At 60.1% G+C, this 19,496-nt stretch carries 15 protein-coding genes and 1 tRNA gene; 13 read left to right on the forward strand and 3 right to left on the reverse strand.

What is annotated here, in order from left to right; genetic code table 11:
- Window positions 1-10 precede the first annotated feature (10 nt).
- Genes lgt through pyk form a run of 4 tightly spaced genes read left to right on the forward strand, consistent with a single transcriptional unit; the run spans window position 11 to window position 8,587 of the window.
- Window positions 11-994, forward strand: a complete 984-nt coding sequence (gene lgt, locus G6N83_RS00480) for a prolipoprotein diacylglyceryl transferase (protein WP_165138241.1) — start codon at window positions 11-13, stop codon at window positions 992-994.
- A 51-nt stretch (window positions 995-1,045) separates the two neighbouring features.
- Window positions 1,046-5,635, forward strand: a complete 4,590-nt coding sequence (gene gltB, locus G6N83_RS00485) for a glutamate synthase large subunit (protein WP_165138243.1) — start codon at window positions 1,046-1,048, stop codon at window positions 5,633-5,635.
- Window positions 5,628-7,094: a glutamate synthase subunit beta gene (locus G6N83_RS00490; RefSeq protein WP_165138245.1), complete on the forward strand. Its 1,467-nt coding sequence runs from the start codon at window positions 5,628-5,630 to the stop codon at window positions 7,092-7,094. Before gltB ends, G6N83_RS00490 begins: the two co-directional genes overlap by 8 nt.
- Window positions 7,095-7,141: 47 nt before the next feature.
- Window positions 7,142-8,587, forward strand: coding sequence for a pyruvate kinase (pyk, locus tag G6N83_RS00495; RefSeq protein WP_165138247.1), 1,446 nt, complete (start codon window positions 7,142-7,144; stop codon window positions 8,585-8,587).
- Between the two features lie 171 nt (window positions 8,588-8,758).
- Here the strand turns inward: pyk and G6N83_RS00500 are convergent.
- Window positions 8,759-8,841, reverse strand: a tRNA-Leu gene (locus G6N83_RS00500).
- A gap of 54 nt (window positions 8,842-8,895) precedes the next feature.
- Between G6N83_RS00500 and G6N83_RS00505 the strand changes: the two genes are divergently transcribed.
- Window positions 8,896-9,507, forward strand: coding sequence for an ANTAR domain-containing response regulator (locus G6N83_RS00505; RefSeq protein WP_375782622.1), 612 nt, complete (start codon window positions 8,896-8,898; stop codon window positions 9,505-9,507).
- Between the two features lie 30 nt (window positions 9,508-9,537).
- Here G6N83_RS00505 and G6N83_RS00510 read toward each other — a convergent pair whose 3' ends face one another.
- A complete protein-coding gene (locus G6N83_RS00510) occupies window positions 9,538-9,924 on the reverse strand; it encodes a hotdog fold thioesterase (RefSeq protein WP_165142991.1) in 387 nt (128 codons plus the stop codon).
- Between the two features lie 100 nt (window positions 9,925-10,024).
- Between G6N83_RS00510 and polA the strand changes: the two genes are divergently transcribed.
- The 5 genes from polA (at window position 10,025) to G6N83_RS00535 (ending at window position 16,677) form a co-directional block, all read left to right on the forward strand.
- Window positions 10,025-12,661 (forward strand): DNA polymerase I, encoded by a 2,637-nt coding sequence (gene polA / locus G6N83_RS00515; RefSeq protein ID WP_165138251.1) that lies wholly within the window; start codon window positions 10,025-10,027, stop codon window positions 12,659-12,661.
- A 40-nt stretch (window positions 12,662-12,701) separates the two neighbouring features.
- Window positions 12,702-14,372: a DUF885 domain-containing protein gene (locus G6N83_RS00520; protein WP_165138253.1), complete on the forward strand. Its 1,671-nt coding sequence runs from the start codon at window positions 12,702-12,704 to the stop codon at window positions 14,370-14,372.
- A 76-nt stretch (window positions 14,373-14,448) separates the two neighbouring features.
- Window positions 14,449-15,498: an LLM class flavin-dependent oxidoreductase gene (locus G6N83_RS00525; RefSeq protein ID WP_165138255.1), complete on the forward strand. Its 1,050-nt coding sequence runs from the start codon at window positions 14,449-14,451 to the stop codon at window positions 15,496-15,498.
- Between the two features lie 32 nt (window positions 15,499-15,530).
- Window positions 15,531-16,295 (forward strand): SGNH/GDSL hydrolase family protein, encoded by a 765-nt coding sequence (locus G6N83_RS00530; protein WP_165138257.1) that lies wholly within the window; start codon window positions 15,531-15,533, stop codon window positions 16,293-16,295.
- 124 nt (window positions 16,296-16,419) lie between these two features.
- A complete protein-coding gene (locus tag G6N83_RS00535; RefSeq protein WP_165138259.1) occupies window positions 16,420-16,677 on the forward strand; it encodes a DUF6458 family protein in 258 nt (85 codons plus the stop codon).
- Between the two features lie 160 nt (window positions 16,678-16,837).
- Here the strand turns inward: G6N83_RS00535 and G6N83_RS00540 are convergent, their stop codons facing one another.
- Window positions 16,838-17,245: a DoxX family protein gene (locus tag G6N83_RS00540; protein ID WP_165138261.1), complete on the reverse strand. Its 408-nt coding sequence runs from the start codon at window positions 17,243-17,245 to the stop codon at window positions 16,838-16,840.
- Window positions 17,246-17,355: 110 nt separating this feature from the next.
- On the opposite strand from G6N83_RS00540, the gene G6N83_RS00545 reads away from it, so the two are divergent.
- The 3 genes from G6N83_RS00545 to G6N83_RS00555 all read left to right on the forward strand — a co-directional run bounded on the left by G6N83_RS00545 (window position 17,356) and on the right by G6N83_RS00555 (window position 19,493).
- Window positions 17,356-17,724 (forward strand): GntR family transcriptional regulator, encoded by a 369-nt coding sequence (locus G6N83_RS00545; protein ID WP_165138263.1) that lies wholly within the window; start codon window positions 17,356-17,358, stop codon window positions 17,722-17,724.
- Between the two features lie 177 nt (window positions 17,725-17,901).
- Window positions 17,902-19,014, forward strand: coding sequence for a serine/threonine-protein kinase (locus tag G6N83_RS00550; protein WP_165138265.1), 1,113 nt, complete (start codon window positions 17,902-17,904; stop codon window positions 19,012-19,014).
- On the forward strand, window positions 19,011-19,493 hold the full coding sequence (locus tag G6N83_RS00555; protein ID WP_165138267.1) for a hypothetical protein: 483 nt from the start codon (window positions 19,011-19,013) through the stop codon (window positions 19,491-19,493). The genes G6N83_RS00550 and G6N83_RS00555 overlap by 4 nt, the downstream gene beginning before the upstream one ends.
- Window positions 19,494-19,496 lie beyond the last annotated feature (3 nt).

Consider the following 19,496-nt stretch of genomic DNA (forward strand, 5'->3'; position numbering starts at 1 on the left):
ACTCGTGACCATGACGTTCGCCTCCCCGAGTGCGCTCTCCGGCGTTCTCGCCAGCATCCCGAGCCCTTCGATCAGCTATTTCGATATTGGTCCGGTGCGTATCCATTTTTACGCTCTGTGCATCATCACTGGAATTATTGTTGCTGTTCTTCTGACGAATCGGCGTCTGACGAAGCGCGGTGTCGAGCCGTGGGCGGTCATTGACGTGGCCCTTCTCGCGGTGCCCCTCGCGATCATCGGTGCACGTATCTTCCATGTGCTCACTCACCCGGGGTTTTACTTCGGTGAAGGAAAGAACATCTGGGCGGTTTTCTACATCTGGGAAGGCGGCATTGCGATATTCGGCGCCCTTCTCGGCGGTGCCGTCGGTGCGTGGCTCGGCTGCAAGTGGACCGGCATCCGTTTTTCTGCTTTTGCGGACGCTCTCGCTCCGGGCATGATCATCGCGCAAGCGCTCGGTCGATTTGGCAACTGGTTCAATCAGGAACTCTTCGGTCTCCCCACCGATCTTCCGTGGGGCCTCGAAATCGACCCGAATAACTCGGCATTTCCTGCCGGTCTCCCCGCGGATACGCTCTTTCATCCGACTTTTCTCTACGAGGTGATCTGGAACCTTCTGGGCGCCGCAGTCATTCTGTGGGCTGGTCGCCGTTTCATGCTGCAATGGGGTCGGCTGTTCGGGCTCTATCTCATCTGGTACAGCGCTGGACGCATTGTGTGGGAGTCCATTCGAATCGACCCGAGCGAGATCATCTTCGGCCTACGTACCAATGTGTGGGCTGCAATCTTCGGGGTGCTCGTCGGTCTGGTCGTGATGATCGTGCAGCACTATCGCCACACCGGCTTGGAACCTTCGCCCTACATGCCGGGTCGCGAATGGAGCGGCGCTAGCACGGTACAATCACAAGAAGCTGATGACTACGTGGATGTGAGCGAGCCGCCCGCTTCCACTGTCAATCAAGGCAACGCCACAAGCTCCGCCGCCGCAAACTAAGTCTCCGGGCCAACGTCGTCCCACTCCAGCATCAACGTGAGGACGGTAGGTATGGCTTCGAGCCCCCGTCACAGCCCGACTGAAGCATCGGTCGGCGGCGCATTTCCGCACAAGCAGGGCATGTACAACCCGGCATTCGAGAAGGATGCCTGTGGTTTGGCCATGGTCGCGACGCTTCGTGGCGAGCCAGGCCACGACATCATCGACCTGGCACTCACAGCGCTTCGTAATCTCGAACACCGTGGCGCCATTGGTTCAGACGCAGGTACCGGTGATGGCGCCGGCATCCTGACGCAGATGCCAGACGCTTTCCTCCGCGAGGTTGTCGACTTCGAACTGCCTCCAATGGGGGAGTACGCCGCCGGAATGATTTTCCTGCCGATGGATGCTGAAGAGCGAGCAGCGCAGAAGGCCGGAATTGAGCACATAGCTCAAACCGAAAACCTCGAGGTCTTGGGATGGCGCGAAGTCCCCACCGAGGACGAGCACCTGGGCAAGCTGGCCTACAACGCCCGTCCCGCGTTCGAGCAGCTTTTCGTGAGTCGTCCTGCAGTCGGAGATGCGCCAGCTCTTTCCGGCATTGAGCTTGACCGTCGCGTTTACCGGCTTCGAAAGCGCGCCCGCCACGACTTGGGCGCGTACTTCGTTTCGTTGTCCGCTCGTACGCTCGGCTACAAGGGCATGGTGACAACTCTCCAGTTGGAGCCGTTCTACCCCGATCTTCAAGATGAACGATTCGCTTCTGAACTCGCGGTCGTCCACTCCCGGTACTCCACGAACACATTCCCCTCGTGGCCGCTCGCGCAACCGCTTCGTATGCTCGCCCACAACGGTGAGATCAACACGGTCAAGGGCAACCGCAACTGGATGCGCGCGCGACAGTCGCAGCTCGAGTCCGAGTTGCTCGGCGACATCAAGCCTCTGCTTCCCATCTGTTCGACGGGCGTGAGCGACTCAGCCTCGTTCGACGAGGTGCTGGAGCTTCTCACTCTGACCGGCCGTAGCCTTCCTCATGCCATCATGATGATGGTTCCGGAGGCCTACGAAAAGCAGACGGATATCGCGCCTGACCTTCGTGCGTTCTATGACTACCACTCCATGCAGATGGAGCCCTGGGACGGACCGGCAGCGTTGATCTTCACCGACGGAACGCTCGTCGGCTCAACACTCGATCGCAACGGGCTACGCCCCGGACGCTGGACTGAGACCACCGATGGTCTCGTCGTCATCGGCAGTGAAACAGGTGTGCTCGACTTCGCCCCCGAGCGCATCAAGCGCCGCGGTCGCTTGCAGCCGGGCCGGATGTTCCTCGTCGACACCGCAGCGGGGCGCATCGTCGAAGACGAAGAGATCAAGAACGATCTAGCACACATGAAGCCCTGGAAGCAGTGGCTGGATGCAGGACGAGTTCGCTTGTCAGAGCTGCCCGAGCGCGAACACATCGTGCACCCGATCGCTTCGATCACCCGGCGGCAGCGCACGTTTGGCTACACCGAAGAAGAAGTCCGTATTCTTCTGACACCAATGGGCCAAAAGGGCGCCGAGCCGCTGGGTGCCATGGGGAGCGACACCCCCGTCGCTGTGCTGAGCGATCGCCCTCGGTTGCTGTTCGACTACTTCACTCAGCAGTTCGCACAGGTTACGAACCCACCTCTGGACTCAATCCGAGAAGAAGTGGTGACGTCTCTCTCGCTCGGTCTGGGTCCGGAGCCGAACCTTCTGAGTTGGGGCGCGGATCACGCGCGAACCGTCACGCTGGACTTTCCGGTGATCGACAACGACGAGCTCGCCAAGATCCAACACATCGACACTGCGTTGCCCGGTCGGACGTCGGTGACTATTCGCGGTCTTTATCGAGTCGAGGCCGGCGCCAAGGGCATGCAGAAGCGCCTTACACAGATGTGCGCGGAGGTCGACCGCGCGATTGAAGACGGCGCAGAGTTTATTGTTCTGAGCGATCGAGACTCCAATAAGGATCTCGCACCGATCCCGTCGCTCCTGATGCTTGCGGCAATCCATCACCACCTGATTCGCCGCGAAACGCGTATGAAGGTGGGTCTCGTCGTCGAGGCGGGAGACGTCCGCGAGGTTCATCACGTGGCGACCCTCATCGGCTATGGCGCATCAGCTGTCAACCCTTATCTCGCGATGGAGACGGCCGAGTATTTGGTGCGCGCCGGTTTCATCACTGGAATCACACCGGAGAAGGCTGTCAAAAACTTGATCTACGCGCTCGGCAAGGGCGTCCTCAAGATCATGTCGAAGATGGGCATCTCTACTGTTTCGTCTTACGCCGGCGCACAGGTATTCGAAGCTGTTGGTCTTTCTCAAGACTTCGTTGACGAGTATTTCTCTGGAACCGAGACAAAGCTGAGCGGTGTCGGTCTCGACGTCATCGCGAAGGAGAACGCAGCGCGTCACGCCTTCGCGTACCCGGAAGACGGTGCGGTTCGCGCACACGAACGGCTATGGACCGGAGGTGAATATCAGTGGCGCCGTGACGGCTCACCACACCTCTTCAACCCCGACACGGTGTTCCGCCTGCAGCATTCCACGCGCAACCGTCGATACGACATCTTCCGCGAATACACGAAGCTGGTCGACGACCAAGCAGCGGAGTTGAAGACGCTTCGCGGTCTGTTCACGTTACGTACCGGAGTCCGCCCGCGTGTGCCACTCGACGAGGTCGAATCGGTGGCATCCATCGTGAAGAGGTTCTCGACCGGCGCGATGAGCTACGGGTCCATCTCCAAGGAAGCCCACGAAACTCTCGCAATCGCGATGAACTCAATCGGAGCGAAGTCGAACACCGGAGAGGGCGGCGAAGACGTTGATCGCCTCCTCGACCCAACTCGACGCAGCGCCATCAAGCAGGTTGCATCCGGGCGCTTTGGCGTCACAAGCCTCTACTTGACCAATGCTGACGACATCCAGATCAAACTTGCTCAGGGTGCTAAGCCTGGCGAGGGCGGACAATTGCCGCCCACGAAGGTGTACCCGTGGGTGGCACGCACGCGCCACGCAACCGCAGGCGTCGGCCTCATCTCGCCGCCGCCGCACCACGATATCTATTCGATTGAAGACCTCAAGCAGCTCATCTTTGATCTGAAGCGCGCAAACCCGGCCGCACGAGTGCACGTCAAGCTCGTCAGTCAGTCCGGTATTGGCGCAGTCGCGGCAGGCACAGCGAAAGCTCTCGCCGACGTGATTTTGGTATCGGGCCACGATGGTGGCACTGGCGCAAGTCCTCTGAACTCGCTCAAACACGCGGGAACGCCGTGGGAGCTCGGCCTTGCCGAAACGCAGCAGACGCTCATGCTCAATGGCATGCGTGATCGAGTCTCGGTGCAGGTTGACGGGCAGTTGAAGACTGGCCGCGACGTTGTCATCGGCGCGCTACTCGGCGCGGAGGAGTTCGGTTTTGCGACGGCTCCACTCGTCGTCGAAGGCTGCATCATGATGCGCGTATGCCACCTCGATACGTGCCCGGTAGGTGTTGCGACGCAGAACCCTGTGCTGCGTCAGCGATTTGCGGGCAAGCCAGAATTCGTCGTGAACTTCATGGAGTTCATTGCCGAGGAAGTGCGCGAGTATCTTTCTGAGCTCGGGTTCCGTTCTCTCGACGAGGCGATCGGGCGTACCGAAATGATCGACATCAATGGGGCGGTGAAGCATTGGAAGGCCAACGGGCTTGACCTTGCACCGATCCTTGACGGCCCAACATTTGCTGAAGACGAGTCACGACGTCGATTGCGCGCTCAGGAACATGAGTTGGAAGATCACTTCGATGTTCAGTTGATCGAGCGCGCGCAAGATGTGATCGCCCACGGCGGCCACATCGAGATCGACCTGCCGATTCGCAACACGGAGCGTGCAGTCGGCACGATGCTCGGCCACGAAGTGACCAAGGCCCAAGGCGAGCACGGGTTGTTGAACGACTCAATCGTCGTGAACCTTCGCGGTTCAGCCGGGCAATCCTTTGGTGCGTTTATGCCAGCAGGCATCACGCTGCGTCTCGAGGGTGACTCGAACGACTACGTCGGTAAGGGCCTCTCGGGTGGTCAAATTGTTGTTCGCCCGCCGCGTGGCACAACTTTCGAGGCATCCGAGAACGTCATCGCTGGCAACGTCATAGGTTACGGCGCAACGCAGGGAACGATGTTCCTGAGCGGAGTCGTCGGGGAACGTTTCTTCGTGCGTAACTCTGGTGCGACCGCCGTCGTTGAGGGTGTGGGCGACCACGCGCTCGAATACATGACGGGCGGGCTCGCAGTCATTCTCGGAACCACAGGTCGAAACCTGGGTGCGGGAATGTCGGGAGGCACCGCGTACATCTACGAGTTGGACGAGAAGCTGGTGAACACGCAGTCCCTCGACTCCGGTGAGCTGCAGCTTGGCGAATTGGGCTCGAGCGACGCTGAGATTTTGCGTGATCTCCTCACTCGACACGTTGCGGAAACCGAGTCGACTCTCGCCGCTCGCATGCTCGAAAATTTTGACAGTGAAGTGAGCAAGTTTGTGCGAGTCATGCCCCGTGACTACGCAGCTGTCTTGCAAACCCGCCAGGATGCCGCCGACGAAGGTCTTGACCCCGACGGCGACGTGGTGTGGCAACGTATTTTGGAGGTGACGGGTGGCTGACCCAAAGGGTTTTCTTAAGGTAACCGAGCGAGAGGTTCCCGCTCGGCGTCCAGTTCCAGTTCGAATCATGGACTGGAAAGAGGTTTACGAGCCCGGCGATAGCGCCGTACTCAAGCGCCAAGCCGGGCGCTGCATGGACTGCGGCGTGCCCTTTTGCCATCAGGGATGCCCACTCGGCAACCTCATTCCCGAGTGGAACGATCTCACGTGGCGCGGCGAAGGCCGCGCGGCGATCGAACGGTTGCACGCGACCAACAACTTTCCCGAGTTCACGGGACGCCTCTGCCCTGCTCCTTGTGAGAGCTCGTGCGTGCTCGGCATCAATCAGCCTGCTGTCACCATCAAGCAGGTCGAGGTTTCGATCATCGATGAGGCCTTCTCGAGCGGCTGGGTCGAGCCCGAGCCGCCGGAGCGTCTCACAGGCAAGACCGTCGCTGTGGTCGGATCCGGTCCGGCCGGACTTGCCGCCGCGCAACAGCTGACTCGCGCTGGCCACACCGTTGCCGTCTACGAGCGGGACGACCGTATCGGCGGTCTTCTGCGATACGGCATCCCTGACTTCAAGATGGAAAAGCGTCACGTCGAAGCGCGTCTTCGACAGATGCGTGATGAAGGCACACGTTTTCGCGCTGGCGTCGAAATTGGCAAGGATATCGCGTGGGACGAGCTGCGCGCCCGCTACGACGCGGTTGTCATCGCAACGGGTGCGACAGTGCCGAGAGACCTGGCGATCCCAGGTCGCGATCTCGCTGGCGTGCACTTCGCGATGGAATACCTCGTTGAGTCGAACAAGGCTGTCGCGGGCGACCAGGTCACCAATCAGATCAGCGCCGAAGGAAAACACGTTGTCGTCATTGGTGGAGGTGACACCGGAGCGGACTGCATCGGTACCGCGCACCGTCAAGGCGCGCTAAGCGTGACAAACCTCGCAATCGGCAAGCAGCCTCCTGAGGCACGCACTGAAGCTCACCCGTGGCCTACGACACCAACCATTTTCGAGATCACATCGGCGCACGAAGAGGGTGGCGAGCGAGTGTTCCTCGCGTCGACGGTGGAGTTCCTCACCAACGACGTGGGGGAGGTCCGTGGCTTGCGGGTCGCTGAGACCGAGTACGTCGACGGACGACGCGTTCCTAAGAGCGGTACCGAGCGCGACATCCCCGCTGACCTCGTGTTGATCGCGATGGGCTTCACCGGGCCCGACCGTCCCGAACTCGAAAGTCAACTGCAGACGCAGTTCACTTCACGAGGAGTCCTAGAGCGGGCTGACGATTACCAGACCACGGCTCCTGGCGTTTTCGTCGCGGGCGACGCTGGTCGTGGCCAGTCGCTTATTGTGTGGGCCATCGCCGAAGGTCGCGCCGCGGCCGCAAGCGTTGATCAGTACCTCATGGGAGAGACCCTCCTACCAGCACCTGTGCGCCCCACCGATATCGCTATCGGACTCCAGCCCGCGTAGGCTGGCAACGCATTCAATACCCGAAACTAGACCGGAGCACATACGGAATGAGACGCGCGAAAATCGTCGCAACACTCGGCCCGGCAACGTCAACCTACGAGATGGTCCGCGCGATCATCGATGCCGGTGTTGACGTAGCCAGACTTAACCTGAGCCACGGGGACTACTCCGTTCACGAAGCCAACTTCGCCAATGTGCGAAAGGCCGCGGACGACGCAGACCGTGCGGTTGCTGTGCTCGTGGATCTCCAGGGCCCGAAGATTCGCCTTGGCAAGTTCGCAGATGGACCTCACGACCTCGCGGTGGGTGACATCTTCAAGATCACAATCGACGACATCCTTGGTACGAAAGAGCTCGTCTCAACGACATTCAAGGGTCTTCCGGCTGATGTGAAGCCCGGTGACTTCCTCCTTATCGATGATGGCAAGGTAAAGGTCGAGGTCGTCGAGACCGACGGCACGGTTGTCACGACCAAGGTCATCGTCGCCGGACCCGTCTCCAACAACAAGGGAATCAACCTTCCCGGCGTTGCCGTGAATGTGCCTGCTCTCAGCGAAAAAGACGAGGCAGACCTCCGCTGGGGCTTGCGTATCGGCGCTGACGTTATCGCACTCTCCTTCGTGCGTGACGCTCAGGATGTTGACCGCGTGCACGAGATCATGGCCGAAGAGGGCCGCCGCGTGCCCGTCATCGCCAAGATCGAGAAGCCGCAGGCTGTTGATCACCTCGAAGAGATCATCGACGCCTTCGACGGCATCATGGTCGCTCGTGGAGATCTCGGCGTCGAGCTTCCCCTGGAGGCAGTGCCGATCGTTCAGAAGCGTGCGGTGGAGCTCTGCCGTCGTATGGCGAAGCCTGTCATCGTCGCGACACAGATGCTTGAGTCGATGATCACTAACCCCGTACCCACTCGCGCGGAGACAAGCGACGTCGCGAATGCCGTCCTTGACGGTGCAGACGCCGTCATGCTCTCCGGCGAGACAAGCGTGGGAGATTACCCCGTAGTGGTTGTCGAAACCATGGCGCGCATTGTGGAGTCAACCGAAGAGCACGGTCTGGAGCGCATCGCGCCGCTCAAGGCAAAGCCACGCACTCAGGGTGGCGCTATTACGCTGGCCGCCGTTGAGGTTGCCAATTTTGTCGATGCCAAGTTCCTCTGTATCTTCACCGAGTCGGGAGACACGGCACGCCGTCTATCTCGCATCCGTTCGAAGATTCCGATGGTCGCTTTCGCGCCTGAGCCCGCGATTCGCCGCCGCATGGCGGTCACATGGGGCGTGAGGTCGACGATTGTGGAACACGTATCCCACACGGACAAGATGTTCGTCCAGGTCGATGATTACTTCCTCGCGAATGACCTCGCGAAGGTCGGAGACAAGGTTGTCGTCATCTCTGGTTCCCCTCCAGGAATCATCGGAAGTACCAATGACATCCGCGTGCACAAGATCGGTGACGCCGTAAATGGCGCCGCTCCCGTCTACCGCGGCGAATAGCCGCTAGCACAGCGAAAGGCGGGTTCACGGTTCTCTCTGGGGAACCGTCAACCCGCCTTTCTCATTCCGTCGACACGCCCGGCTCCCGCGCGCCTCCTGCGAATCTGATGGAATTTCGCAGGACAGAAGAAACAGAAGAGGACGTCTCGCTGAGACGTCCTCTTCTTACTGTGCCGGCGGTGGGAGTCGAACCCACACGCCCTTTCGGGCAACCGATTTTGAGTCGGTCGCGTCTGCCATTCCGCCACGCCGGCTTGCTCGTCTCATCGTACGACGCGCGCTTACCTACGACGATACCGTAGGATTCAATAGTGACAGAGCAAGATCAAGCCCCCGGCTCCAGCCCCCGTCGAGTCGTCGTCGCGGAGGATGAGTCTCTCATCCGCCTCGACATCGTCGAGATCCTCCGAGACAACGGATTCGATGTCGTTGGCGAAGCAGGTGACGGCGAGAGTGCCGTCCAGCTCGCAACTGAGTTGCGACCGGATCTGGTGATCATGGATGTGAAGATGCCGCAGCTCGATGGCATCAGCGCCGCAGAAAAGCTCAGCAAGAACAACATCGCACCGGTTGTTCTCCTCACGGCGTTCAGCCAGAAGGAACTCGTTGAACGTGCGAGCGAGGCGGGCGCACTGGCTTATGTCGTAAAGCCGTTCACACCCAATGATCTGCTACCAGCCATCGAGATCGCGCTCGCGCGTCATGAGCAGATCATCACGCTTGAAGCCGAAGTCGCCGACATGGTTGAGCGCTTTGAGACACGCAAGCTCGTGGACCGTGCCAAAGGCCTTCTCAACGAGAAGATGGGCCTGGCCGAGCCCGACGCGTTCCGCTGGATTCAGAAGGCGTCGATGGATCGCCGTCTGACGATGCAAGACGTCGCTAAGGCGATCATCGAGCAGCTCGCGCCCAAGAAGTAACGCCCCACCAGCGTTACAACGCCTGTGCGCTTACGTCGCAGGCAAGTCCTTGACCATGTTGGTGATGCGTACTGTCGAGCAACGGCGTCCCTGATCATCCGAGATGACAATCTCGTGCACCAAAATCGATCTACCGACGTGAATCGGTGTGCAGACACCGGTGACTCGTCCTTCGGTGGCCGACCGCGTGTGCGTTGCGTTGATATCAACGCCGACAGCCAATCGTCCTTCGCCGACGAGCGAGTTGGCATGCATCGATCCAAGTGATTCGCCGAGAACGACATACGCGCCGCCATGGAAAAGACCAACCGGTTGCGTGTTTCCTGCGACAGGCATGGATGCCACAGCGCGTTCTGTTGTGAATTCGATCCACTCCAGACCCATCTTGTCGGCGAGTGCGCCGTTACCTCTTTGCATCGCCCACGCGATGCCATCGAATGGGGCAGAGTCGCTCACAGAAGTTGCTCCTGGGTCTAGGGGGGACGACGGCGTCAGACCCGCTGACTAGGCTGGCAGAGTGACGAACTCCGCAAAGCCTACCCTTCTCGTCGTCGACGGCCACTCGCTGGCATATCGCGCTTTCTATGCTCTCCCGGTCGATAATTTCACGACCAAAGACGGCCAGCACACCAATGGAATCTATGGATTCCTATCGATGTTCGTAAATCTCCTGAAGGCCGAGAAGCCAACACATATCGCGGTTGCTTTTGACACGTCGCGTTCATCGTTTCGCACGCGGGAGTATCCCGAATACAAGGCAACACGGTCGGAGACGCCCTCAGAGTTCAAAGGCCAAATCCCTATCCTGCAAGACTGCTTGCGGGCCATGAATATCGAAGTGCTCACGAAAGAAGACTTTGAGGCCGATGACATCTTGGCGACCCTCGCATCCGAAGGTGTCGCTGCAGGTCTCCACGTCCTGGTCTGTTCCGGCGATCGCGACACCATCCAACTAGTCAACGACGACGTCACGCTTCTGTACCCAAGCGTCCAGGGTGTTTCACAGCTCAAGCGCTACGACCCAGCAACCGTGCGGGAACGGTACGGAGTCGCCCCCGAGCAATACCCCGAAATTGCGGCGCTCGTCGGAGAAACCAGCGACAACCTTCCCGGTGTTCCAAAAGTGGGGGAGAAGACCGCCGTCAAATGGCTCACCCAGTTCGGCTCTCTCGACGAGATCCTTTCTCGTGCTGACGAGATCAAAGGTGTCGTCGGCGGCAACCTGCGCGACCACATCGACGATGTACGCCGCAACCGCCGTTTGAATCGCTTGCTTACGGACGTCGAGCTGCCGGTCGCCCCTCTTGATCTCGTTGTTCGCCCGATCGACGCGCAGGCAGTCCGCGACATCTTCTCGCGTCTTGAATTCAAGACGCTCCTGCCGCGTGTGTTCGAGGCGACGGGGACTACGGCCGACGATCATGATGACTCTCGACCAGTCGCCACTGCACCGTCACCCTCGGATGTCGATGCAGTTGCGCTCACAGCTTGGCTTGCAGCTGACCCATCCGAGGTAGCAGTTACTGTCAGCGTTCAGGACCGATTGCCGCATCGTGTCGGGCTCGCCCGCGCTGACGACGCGGTGGAGGCGACCTGGTCGCCTGAGATTGCCTCAGCTCTCGAAAGCTTCTTGGCATCCGACGCTCCCAAGATTTTCAGTGATGCGAAGCCACAGATCAAAGCGCTCCGCCGGGCCGGGCTGCGCGTCCGCGGCCTCGGCTACGACACGATTATTGCTGGCTGGTTGAGACGACCAAGTTTTCCGGACAAGACTCTCGCCCACCTCGTCGAGCGCTATCTCGATGAAACGTTGCCGGAGGCCGATCCCACTCAACTCGTGCCCGAGACCGAGGGAGCGACCCCGGGGCAGCTAGCGTGGTACACACTTCGCGTCGCGGCGGCGCAACGTGATGACCTGGATGAATCGGTCGCAAAAGTCCTGCGAGACATTGAACTTCCCACCCTCCTCGTGCTCGCCGACATGGAGCTTGTGGGCGTCGCGGTCTCTCACGATGGACTGAATAGTTTCTCAGGCGAGCTCGCGACCCGTGCTGAGGACATTGCGAAGGAGGCTTTCGCCGCAATTGGACGAGAAGTAAATCTGGGCTCACCGAAGCAGATACAAGAGGTGCTGTTCGAAGACCTAGAGCTACCGAAGACGCGTAAGACGAAGACTGGCTACTCGACGGATGCCGCTGTCCTTGCGGATCTTCAAGAGTCGAATCCTCACCCGTTTCTCGATCTGCTGCTGCAGCACCGCGAGGCGACAAAGCTGCGGCAAATAATCGAGTCCCTGGATGGCGCAATCGGTGACGATGCGCGTATTCACACCACTTATGTTCAGACGGGAAGCCAAACCGGCCGCCTATCCAGTACCGACCCGAACCTGCAGAATATTCCGGTTCGCACGGAAGAAAGCCACCGCATCCGCGCGGCCTTCGAAGTTGGCGAAGGATATGAAACGCTTTTGACCGCCGACTATTCGCAGATCGAGATGCGGATCATGGCGCACCTTTCCGAAGACCCAGGCCTGATTGAAGCGTTTCGTTCGGGTGAAGACCTCCACCGCTTCGTCGGTGCCCGTGTCTTCGGTGTCGAGCCGGCTGATGTGACTTCTGCCATGCGATCAAAGGTCAAGGCCATGTCGTATGGGCTCGTTTATGGGCTGTCTGCCTTCGGGCTATCGAAGCAGCTTCGCATCGAGCAGTCCGAGGCGAAGCAGCTGATGCTGGAGTATTTTGCACGATTCGGGGGCGTGCGCGACTACCTTCGTTCGTCAGTTGAACAGGCGCGCGTTGACGGTTATACAAAAACGATCTTCGGCCGTCGCAGGCCGTTCCCGGATCTCACCAGCCCGAACCGCGTCCTGCGTGAAAACGCCGAGCGAGCGGCGTTGAACGCGCCGATCCAGGGCAGCGCCGCAGACATCATGAAGATCGCACTCGTCAATATCTACGCCGATCTTCAGAGCGAGAACCTCTCATCGCGCGTCCTCCTGCAAATCCATGATGAGCTCGTGGTCGAGGTTGCTGCGGGGGAGTGGGATGCCACTGAACGCATTGTGCGAGCACGAATGGGAGACGCGGCGAACCTTTCAGTGCCGCTAGACGTGCAGATCGGCCGAGGTCGCAACTGGACGGAGGCAGCGCACTGATCGACTGGCCCAGTACACGCTCGGTGTTTAGGCTCAAGGTATGACTGATTCTTCACGCACACACACGCCGATCGATTCGATCGCCGACGCGTGGGTCGACACCGTCGCCGAGCTCTCTCCCACCGCGGCGACCTACATCGGACGCTACGAGCACAACGATCGATTTGGCGACTACTCCCCGGCGGGAGCCGAGGCATCCGCGGCAGCCGCCCGTGCGACGCTTTCCGCGCTGGAAGCCGCAGAGGTTACCGACGAAATAGATCGCGTGACCCAGCTAGACCTCGCTCGGGAACTGCGGTTGCAGCTCGAACTCCACGAAAAGCAGACGTACCTCAGCGATCTGAACGTCATTGCGTCGCCCGCGCAGGACATTCGTCAGGTCTTCGACCTCATGCCGACCGATACTGTTGAGGACTGGAGCGTAATCTCGACTCGTCTCGCGGCGGTACCCGGCGCAATTGATGGCTACCTCGAAACGCTCCGCGAAGGAATTCGAGTGGGCCGCACGCCCGCACGGCGCCAAGTGCTTCAAGTCCTCGGTCAGGCTGAGCGCTACACGACAGCCAACGGCTTCTTCGCCACTTTCACGGGTGAGGCAGTAGTCGAGAACGGCCAAATTCCCGCATCACTCGCTCGCGACCTTGCCGACAGCTCTAACGCGGCACGCGTTGCCTACGATCGCCTCGCGAACTTTTTGGGGACCGAACTTGCGCCGGAAGCCCGCGAACAGGATGCGGTCGGCCGCGAAGCGTACGCCCTTCACTCGCAGCAGTTCCTCGGCGCGAAGGTCGATCTCGATGAAACGTACGAATGGGGCATCGGCGAGCTCGCCCGCATGGTCGCGGAACAAGAGTCGATTGCACACGAGATCTTGCCGGGCGCTTCGGTCGCAGAGGCAGTCGCCCATTTGGAGGCAGACCCGAGCCGCAAACTGCATGGCACAGAAGAGCTTCAGCGCTGGATGCAGGAGACGAGCGACCGCGCGGTCGAAGAACTCGGTCGCACGCATTTTGACATCCCGGCGCCTATTCGTCGATTGGAGTGCATGATTGCGCCGACGAACGAGGGTGGCATCTATTACACGGGTCCAACAGACGACTTTTCACGTCCAGGGCGCATGTGGTGGTCCGTACCGGAGGGCGTTACAGAGTTCGACGCATGGCGCGAGCTTACGACCGTGTACCACGAGGGCATACCGGGCCACCATTTGCAGATCGCGCAGGCGGTGTACAACCGATCCGAGTTGAACTCATGGCGCAGGCTTCTCGCCGGCACTTCCGGCCATGCTGAGGGCTGGGCGCTCTACGCGGAACGCCTCATGGAGAGCCTCGGTTACCTTGACGACCCGGCCGACCGTCTGGGAATGCTCGATGGGCAGCGGATGCGGGCAGCACGCGTCGTGCTCGACATCGGCGTACATCTACAAAAGCCGCGGCCCGACGGAGTGGGTACTTGGGACGCGGAGTTCGCCCTCGACTTCATGCGTCGCAACGTCAACATGTCCGACGAATTCATTCAGTTCGAAGTCAACCGCTATCTCGGCTGGCCAGGGCAGGCACCGTCGTACAAGGTCGGCCAGCGCATCTGGGAACAGTTGCGCGACGATGTCGCCGCAGCCGAGGGCGATTCGTTCTCGATTAAGGCGTTCCACAAGCGCGCGCTCGATATCGGGGGAGTCGGACTCGATACACTTCGCACGGCTTTGGCTTAACGCGGCGCGAACTCGATCTGGGAATACCGGCGACGCGGCATCCGTTGTTACATTCGACTGAATAGAAGGGTCGAGCATGAGAAAAGCTGATTTCACCCAGGTCGAGTTCGGACTCGACACGTTTGGCGACGTCACACGCGACGCGAACGGCGAGCAGCTGACAGATGCTCAGACGATCAGGAACGTTGTCGAGCAGGCCGCCCAGGCTGACCGCGTTGGGCTCGCTTACTTCGGCGTCGGGGAACATCACCGCGCAGACTTCGCGATCTCGAGTCCTGAAATCGTGCTCGCGGCGGCAGCGGCGCGCACACAGAATATTCATTTGGGTACGGGTGTCACTGTGCTCTCCAGCGATGACCCTGTGCGCCTCTACGAGAGGTTCGCGACCCTCGCCGCAGTTTCGGGCGGCAGAGCAGAAGTTACCCTAGGTCGTGGGTCATTCATCGAGTCGTTCCCGCTGTTCGGATACGAGTTGAGTGACTATGAGGTGCTCTTCGAAGAGAAGCTTGATCTCTTCAGCCAGCTGCTTCGCGAGGAGCCAGTCACGTGGCAGGGTCGCACTCGCGGACCCCTCAACGGTGCCAACGTTTTCCCCAAGACCGAAAATGGTATCCGCGCGTGGGTCGGTGTCGGAGGCACACCCGAGTCCGTCGTTCGTGCGGCTCGCTATGGCTACGGCCTCGCGCTTGCCATCATCGGAGGACCTGCTGCACGCTTCCGGCCGTTCGTGGATCTCTTTCACCAGTCCGTTGAGAGCTTCGGGCATGAGCCGCTGCCGGTAGCCGTGCACTCGCCTGGACACATCGCCGATACCGATGAAGAGGCTTGGGAGCAGGCGTACCCGAATTTCGCTGACTCGAACAATCGAATTGGACGCGAGCGTGGATGGCCCGCGTACAACCGGCTGCGCTTTCAGCACGATGTAGGACCAGAGGGCTCTGTCTACGCTGGCTCACCCGAAACAGTTGCCGCGAAGATGGCTGACACTATCCGCATCCTCGGACTGCAGCGGTTCGATCTCAAATTCTCGAATGGACCGCTCTCCCATGAGCACATGATGCGCTCCATCGAGCTCTACGGAACCGAAGTCGTTCCCCGAGTTCGCGCGCTGCTCGACGCCGACTGATTTGTAGCTTCCCGAAGACGCGAGCTGAGCCAATGAACGCTGTCAGATACGTAGCGATCGGTGATTCATTCACCGAGGGCGTCGGAGATGAACTTCCAGACCGCACTGTGCGCGGATGGGCAGACCTCGTGGCGCGCGGGTGGGCTGCGGCATCCGGCGCCCCTGTCGACTACGCGAATCTCGCGATTCGCGGTCGGCTGGCCTGGCCGATCGTCGCGCAGCAGCTCGAGCCGGCACTTGCTCTCAAGCCAACCCACCTTTCATTCAACGGTGGCGGCAACGACATGCTTCGCCCGCGCACGAGCATCGCGCATATCGCTGATGCTTTTGCTCACGTTCTTCGCCGCTGCAAGGAAGAAGGCGTGCATGCGATCATGCTTTCTGGCGCCAACCCCTCCAAGCAGCTTCCGCTAGGTCGATTGATCCAACGCCGTGGTGACTTGCTGACAGCGGCGGCCAGCGCGCGGCTCGCAGGTGACCAAAGCGTCACGACAGCTTTCAACTGGCCCGACCAGGAGCTCTCGCAGCCAACTTTCTGGTCGGAAGATCGCCTGCACCTGAACTCGCGCGGACATCACCGGGTAGCTGCGCGCGTATTGACCTCTCTTGGCCTGGAACCTCCGGGGGAGTGGTGGCGAATGCCGGAGCTTGCGAACCGTCCCCAGCCGAACAGCCGTGACTACTTTCGGGAACATTTGGGCCCATGGATACGTCGTCGTGTGACGCGTACTTCCTCGGGGGATGGGCGACTACCGAAGTTGCCAGAGTTTGTTGCCATTTCGCCTAGCTTCGACTGATCGAGCTATTTTGAGCCGATGTCAAGCCCCCTCAAGTCAGCGGTGCGGTTCGGCATGATTATGAATCGGTCGATGCACAACGAGTGCGCGACACAATCAACGCTCAACTGGGAAGGACTCGCACATGAGTATTGGAGCCGGAATCGCTCTTTTCGTGATCGGCGCTATTTTGGCGTTCGCTCTCAACTTCGACGTGGAGTGGATCAACCTCGACCTCATCGGCTACATCTTCATGGGTGCGGGAGTACTCGTTTTCATACTCGGCATCATTCTGCTTGCGCGGCGCCGCCAGACCGACACCGTGACGCGTACATCGGTCGACCCTGCCGCAGGGGAGCAGGTCACGCGTCGCTCGACATCGACCCGCGACGACGCTGTGTGACAGCCATGATGCACGCGGTCGGCTGAACCACGCACGTCAGCATCTGCGAGCTGGCCGCGTGGGGATGCTCTTCTCACACTTCACAAAGGCTTCGCCCGTGACCACTGCGTCACGGGCGAAGCCTTTTGCACTGTGGCCGAGGACGGCTAGTCCCCGCGTCTCAGGCACGGCGTTCTTGCCGCCATGCTTTCCATGCACCAGTAGCCCACAGGGCCCAAACAACGAGTATCGGCTGAATTATCAGACGGATGCCGCGAGCAACATCTGTATCGAGGCCAAAAGCATCGGTGCCGCTTACGAACTGTTCGACATTCCCCGGGAAAACTGCGACGAAGAACACGGCAACGATCCATCCCACCAGCACGCGATATCTCGGCAGCAGGAGCAACGACAGCCCAAGCGCGAGCTCAACGACGCCAGAAGCCACAACAACTAAGTCGGTTGGAAGCGGAGTCCACCTGGGTACCTGTGCAACGAAGGAGTCGCGTGCGAACGTGAGATGACCAAGGCCCGCGAAGACGAGTCCTGCACCGAGCAGCCAACGAGCAATCAGGGCGAGACGGCTCATGATCCGAGCGTAGTGTCGTGAACGACCACGTGAGTGCAGAAGGCAGTTACCGCACACGCGTGCAGAGGTGGACCGATATCATGTGGTTATACCAGGGGAGGGGGACTGAAGTGATTGTCATCGATCCTCGCTCATCCTTACCGCCGTTCGAGCAGGTGCGAGAGCAGCTCCTCGGCGCTGTGGCGGACGGCGAATTGGCTCCTGGTGCTCGTCTACCGACGGTCCGGCATCTCGCCGAAGAGCTCGGCGTTGCCGCGGGAACTGTAGCTCGCGCCTACCGAGAGCTGGAAGCATCCGGCGTCATTGAGACGCGCGGGCGCAACGGCACCTTTGTCTCACCATACGGTGATGCAGCCCGCCGCGAGGCGCAGCGGGCGGCGACGGTATTCGCCGATCAGATGCGCGCGCTGAGATTCGATACCGAAGAAGCGTTAGCGCTGGTGTCAGCGGCACTCCGGAAAGGGCCGACCCTGAGCTAGGGGTTCCCAGCAGTAAGTGCATCAACTCCGTGGGCGGCGATGCTGCGAACTGACATAATGTGCATTATCGGCAATAACCTATTCGCCCGGGAATTTCATCGATGGAATGACAACACTGTCTCGGACCACCCGCGCAACCCCACCGCGCAACCCGCTGCATTGAATAGTATTCAGGGCGTGAGTACACCTACACAGCCCGAATCGAGCGAAACAGTCCTCGGCGACCGCTTTTTGCTTGCAGAGCTTCTGGGTTCGGGCGGATCCGGCCGAGTGTTTGCGGCCACTGATCTTCAGCTTGAACGCCGTGTCGCGGTAAAAGTATTTTCTCCCACGATCGTTTCTGGCACAGATGGAGTGCGAGCGCGCAAAGAGACAACAATCCTTGCGGGACTCTCACATCCGGCGCTCGTGACGCTTCACGACGCACAACTCGAGCATGACCCGCCCTACATCGTCATGCAGCTCATTGACGGCCCGACACTCGCAGATGCCATCGCGAACGGTGATTCTTCCGCGAAGCTCGCTCGCGCAGTTGCGATAAACGTGGCAGGTGCGCTCGACGTAGTCCACTCTTCGGGAATCGTGCACCGAGACATCAAGCCGTCGAACATTCTTTTGAGTCGGACCGAGGACGGCCATCAGCCAGTGCTTGCAGACTTCGGTATCGCGGTCGAAATGGATGCGACTCGTATCACGCAACCTGGCATAACAATCGGCACCGCGGCGTACCTTAGCCCCGAGCAGGTCAAGGGCTACTCCCCCTCTCCCGCCGGCGATATTTACTCACTCGGTCTGGTACTGATCGAAGCGTTGACAGGAGAGCGCGCGTTTCCTAGCGCTTCAGCACACGCAACGATGTTGGCCCGCCTTGACACAGATCCTTCGCTCCCGCAGGACCTTCCCGGAGGCTGGCGAGCGATGCTCACCGCAATGACAGCCGCGAGGCCGGAGCAACGGCCGAGCGGTCGCCAAGTCGTCGAAATGGCTGAGTCACTTTCCCAAGATGCATACTTCCCCCAACCGGCGACCGCGAGCACAGCGAAACTCACCGAGCCAATGCCTGCATCACCCGCGACGCCTCGGCCTGACAAGAGCCGCAACCCCGCACGGCGAGTGATCGCGAGCATCTCGCTTGGGGTAGTCGCACTTGTGATTGCAGTCATCATCGTTGCGACCGTTAATCTCAATCAGCCGACCGCCGCACAGCCATCTCCGACGCCCACTCTGCCGGCGCTCGAAGAACCGCTGCAATCCCATATGCAAGAACTTCTGGACGCGGTGACGCCATGACTTCACGTACATTTTCCGCACGTTCGATGGGTCTGACCGCGGCGCTTCTCGTCGGCATACTTCTGCTTTCAGGATGTCAGGCAGCGTCAGATTCAGATGGCACAGCAGAGAGTGATGCTTTGCAGTCCCTTGTCATCGACGCCGCCGATGCCTCCGCGGTAGGCGACTATGAAACAGCACTCGGCATCCTCGACGAGGTCACAGCGACAGCCGAGGCTCAGTCTTCATCGGGATCTATCGAGGTCGACGAGCTGACGCGCATCACTACCGCGGTACAAGTCGTCAGAGACGATATCGCGACTCTCCTGGCGGCGGAGGTTGCGGAGCAAGAAGCGATCACACCCTCGGAATCGCCGGTCGCCACCGACCAGACCGACTCCAACGAGTCGAATCAAAACGTGAACGACTCAACAGAGAACTCTTCCAACGGCAAAGCGAAGGGAAAAGATAAAGAGAAGAGCAATAAGAAGGGCAAATAGCGC

This window comes from Microbacterium endophyticum, from assembly GCF_011047135.1.
In the GTDB taxonomy this organism is placed as follows: domain Bacteria; phylum Actinomycetota; class Actinomycetes; order Actinomycetales; family Microbacteriaceae; genus Microbacterium; species Microbacterium endophyticum.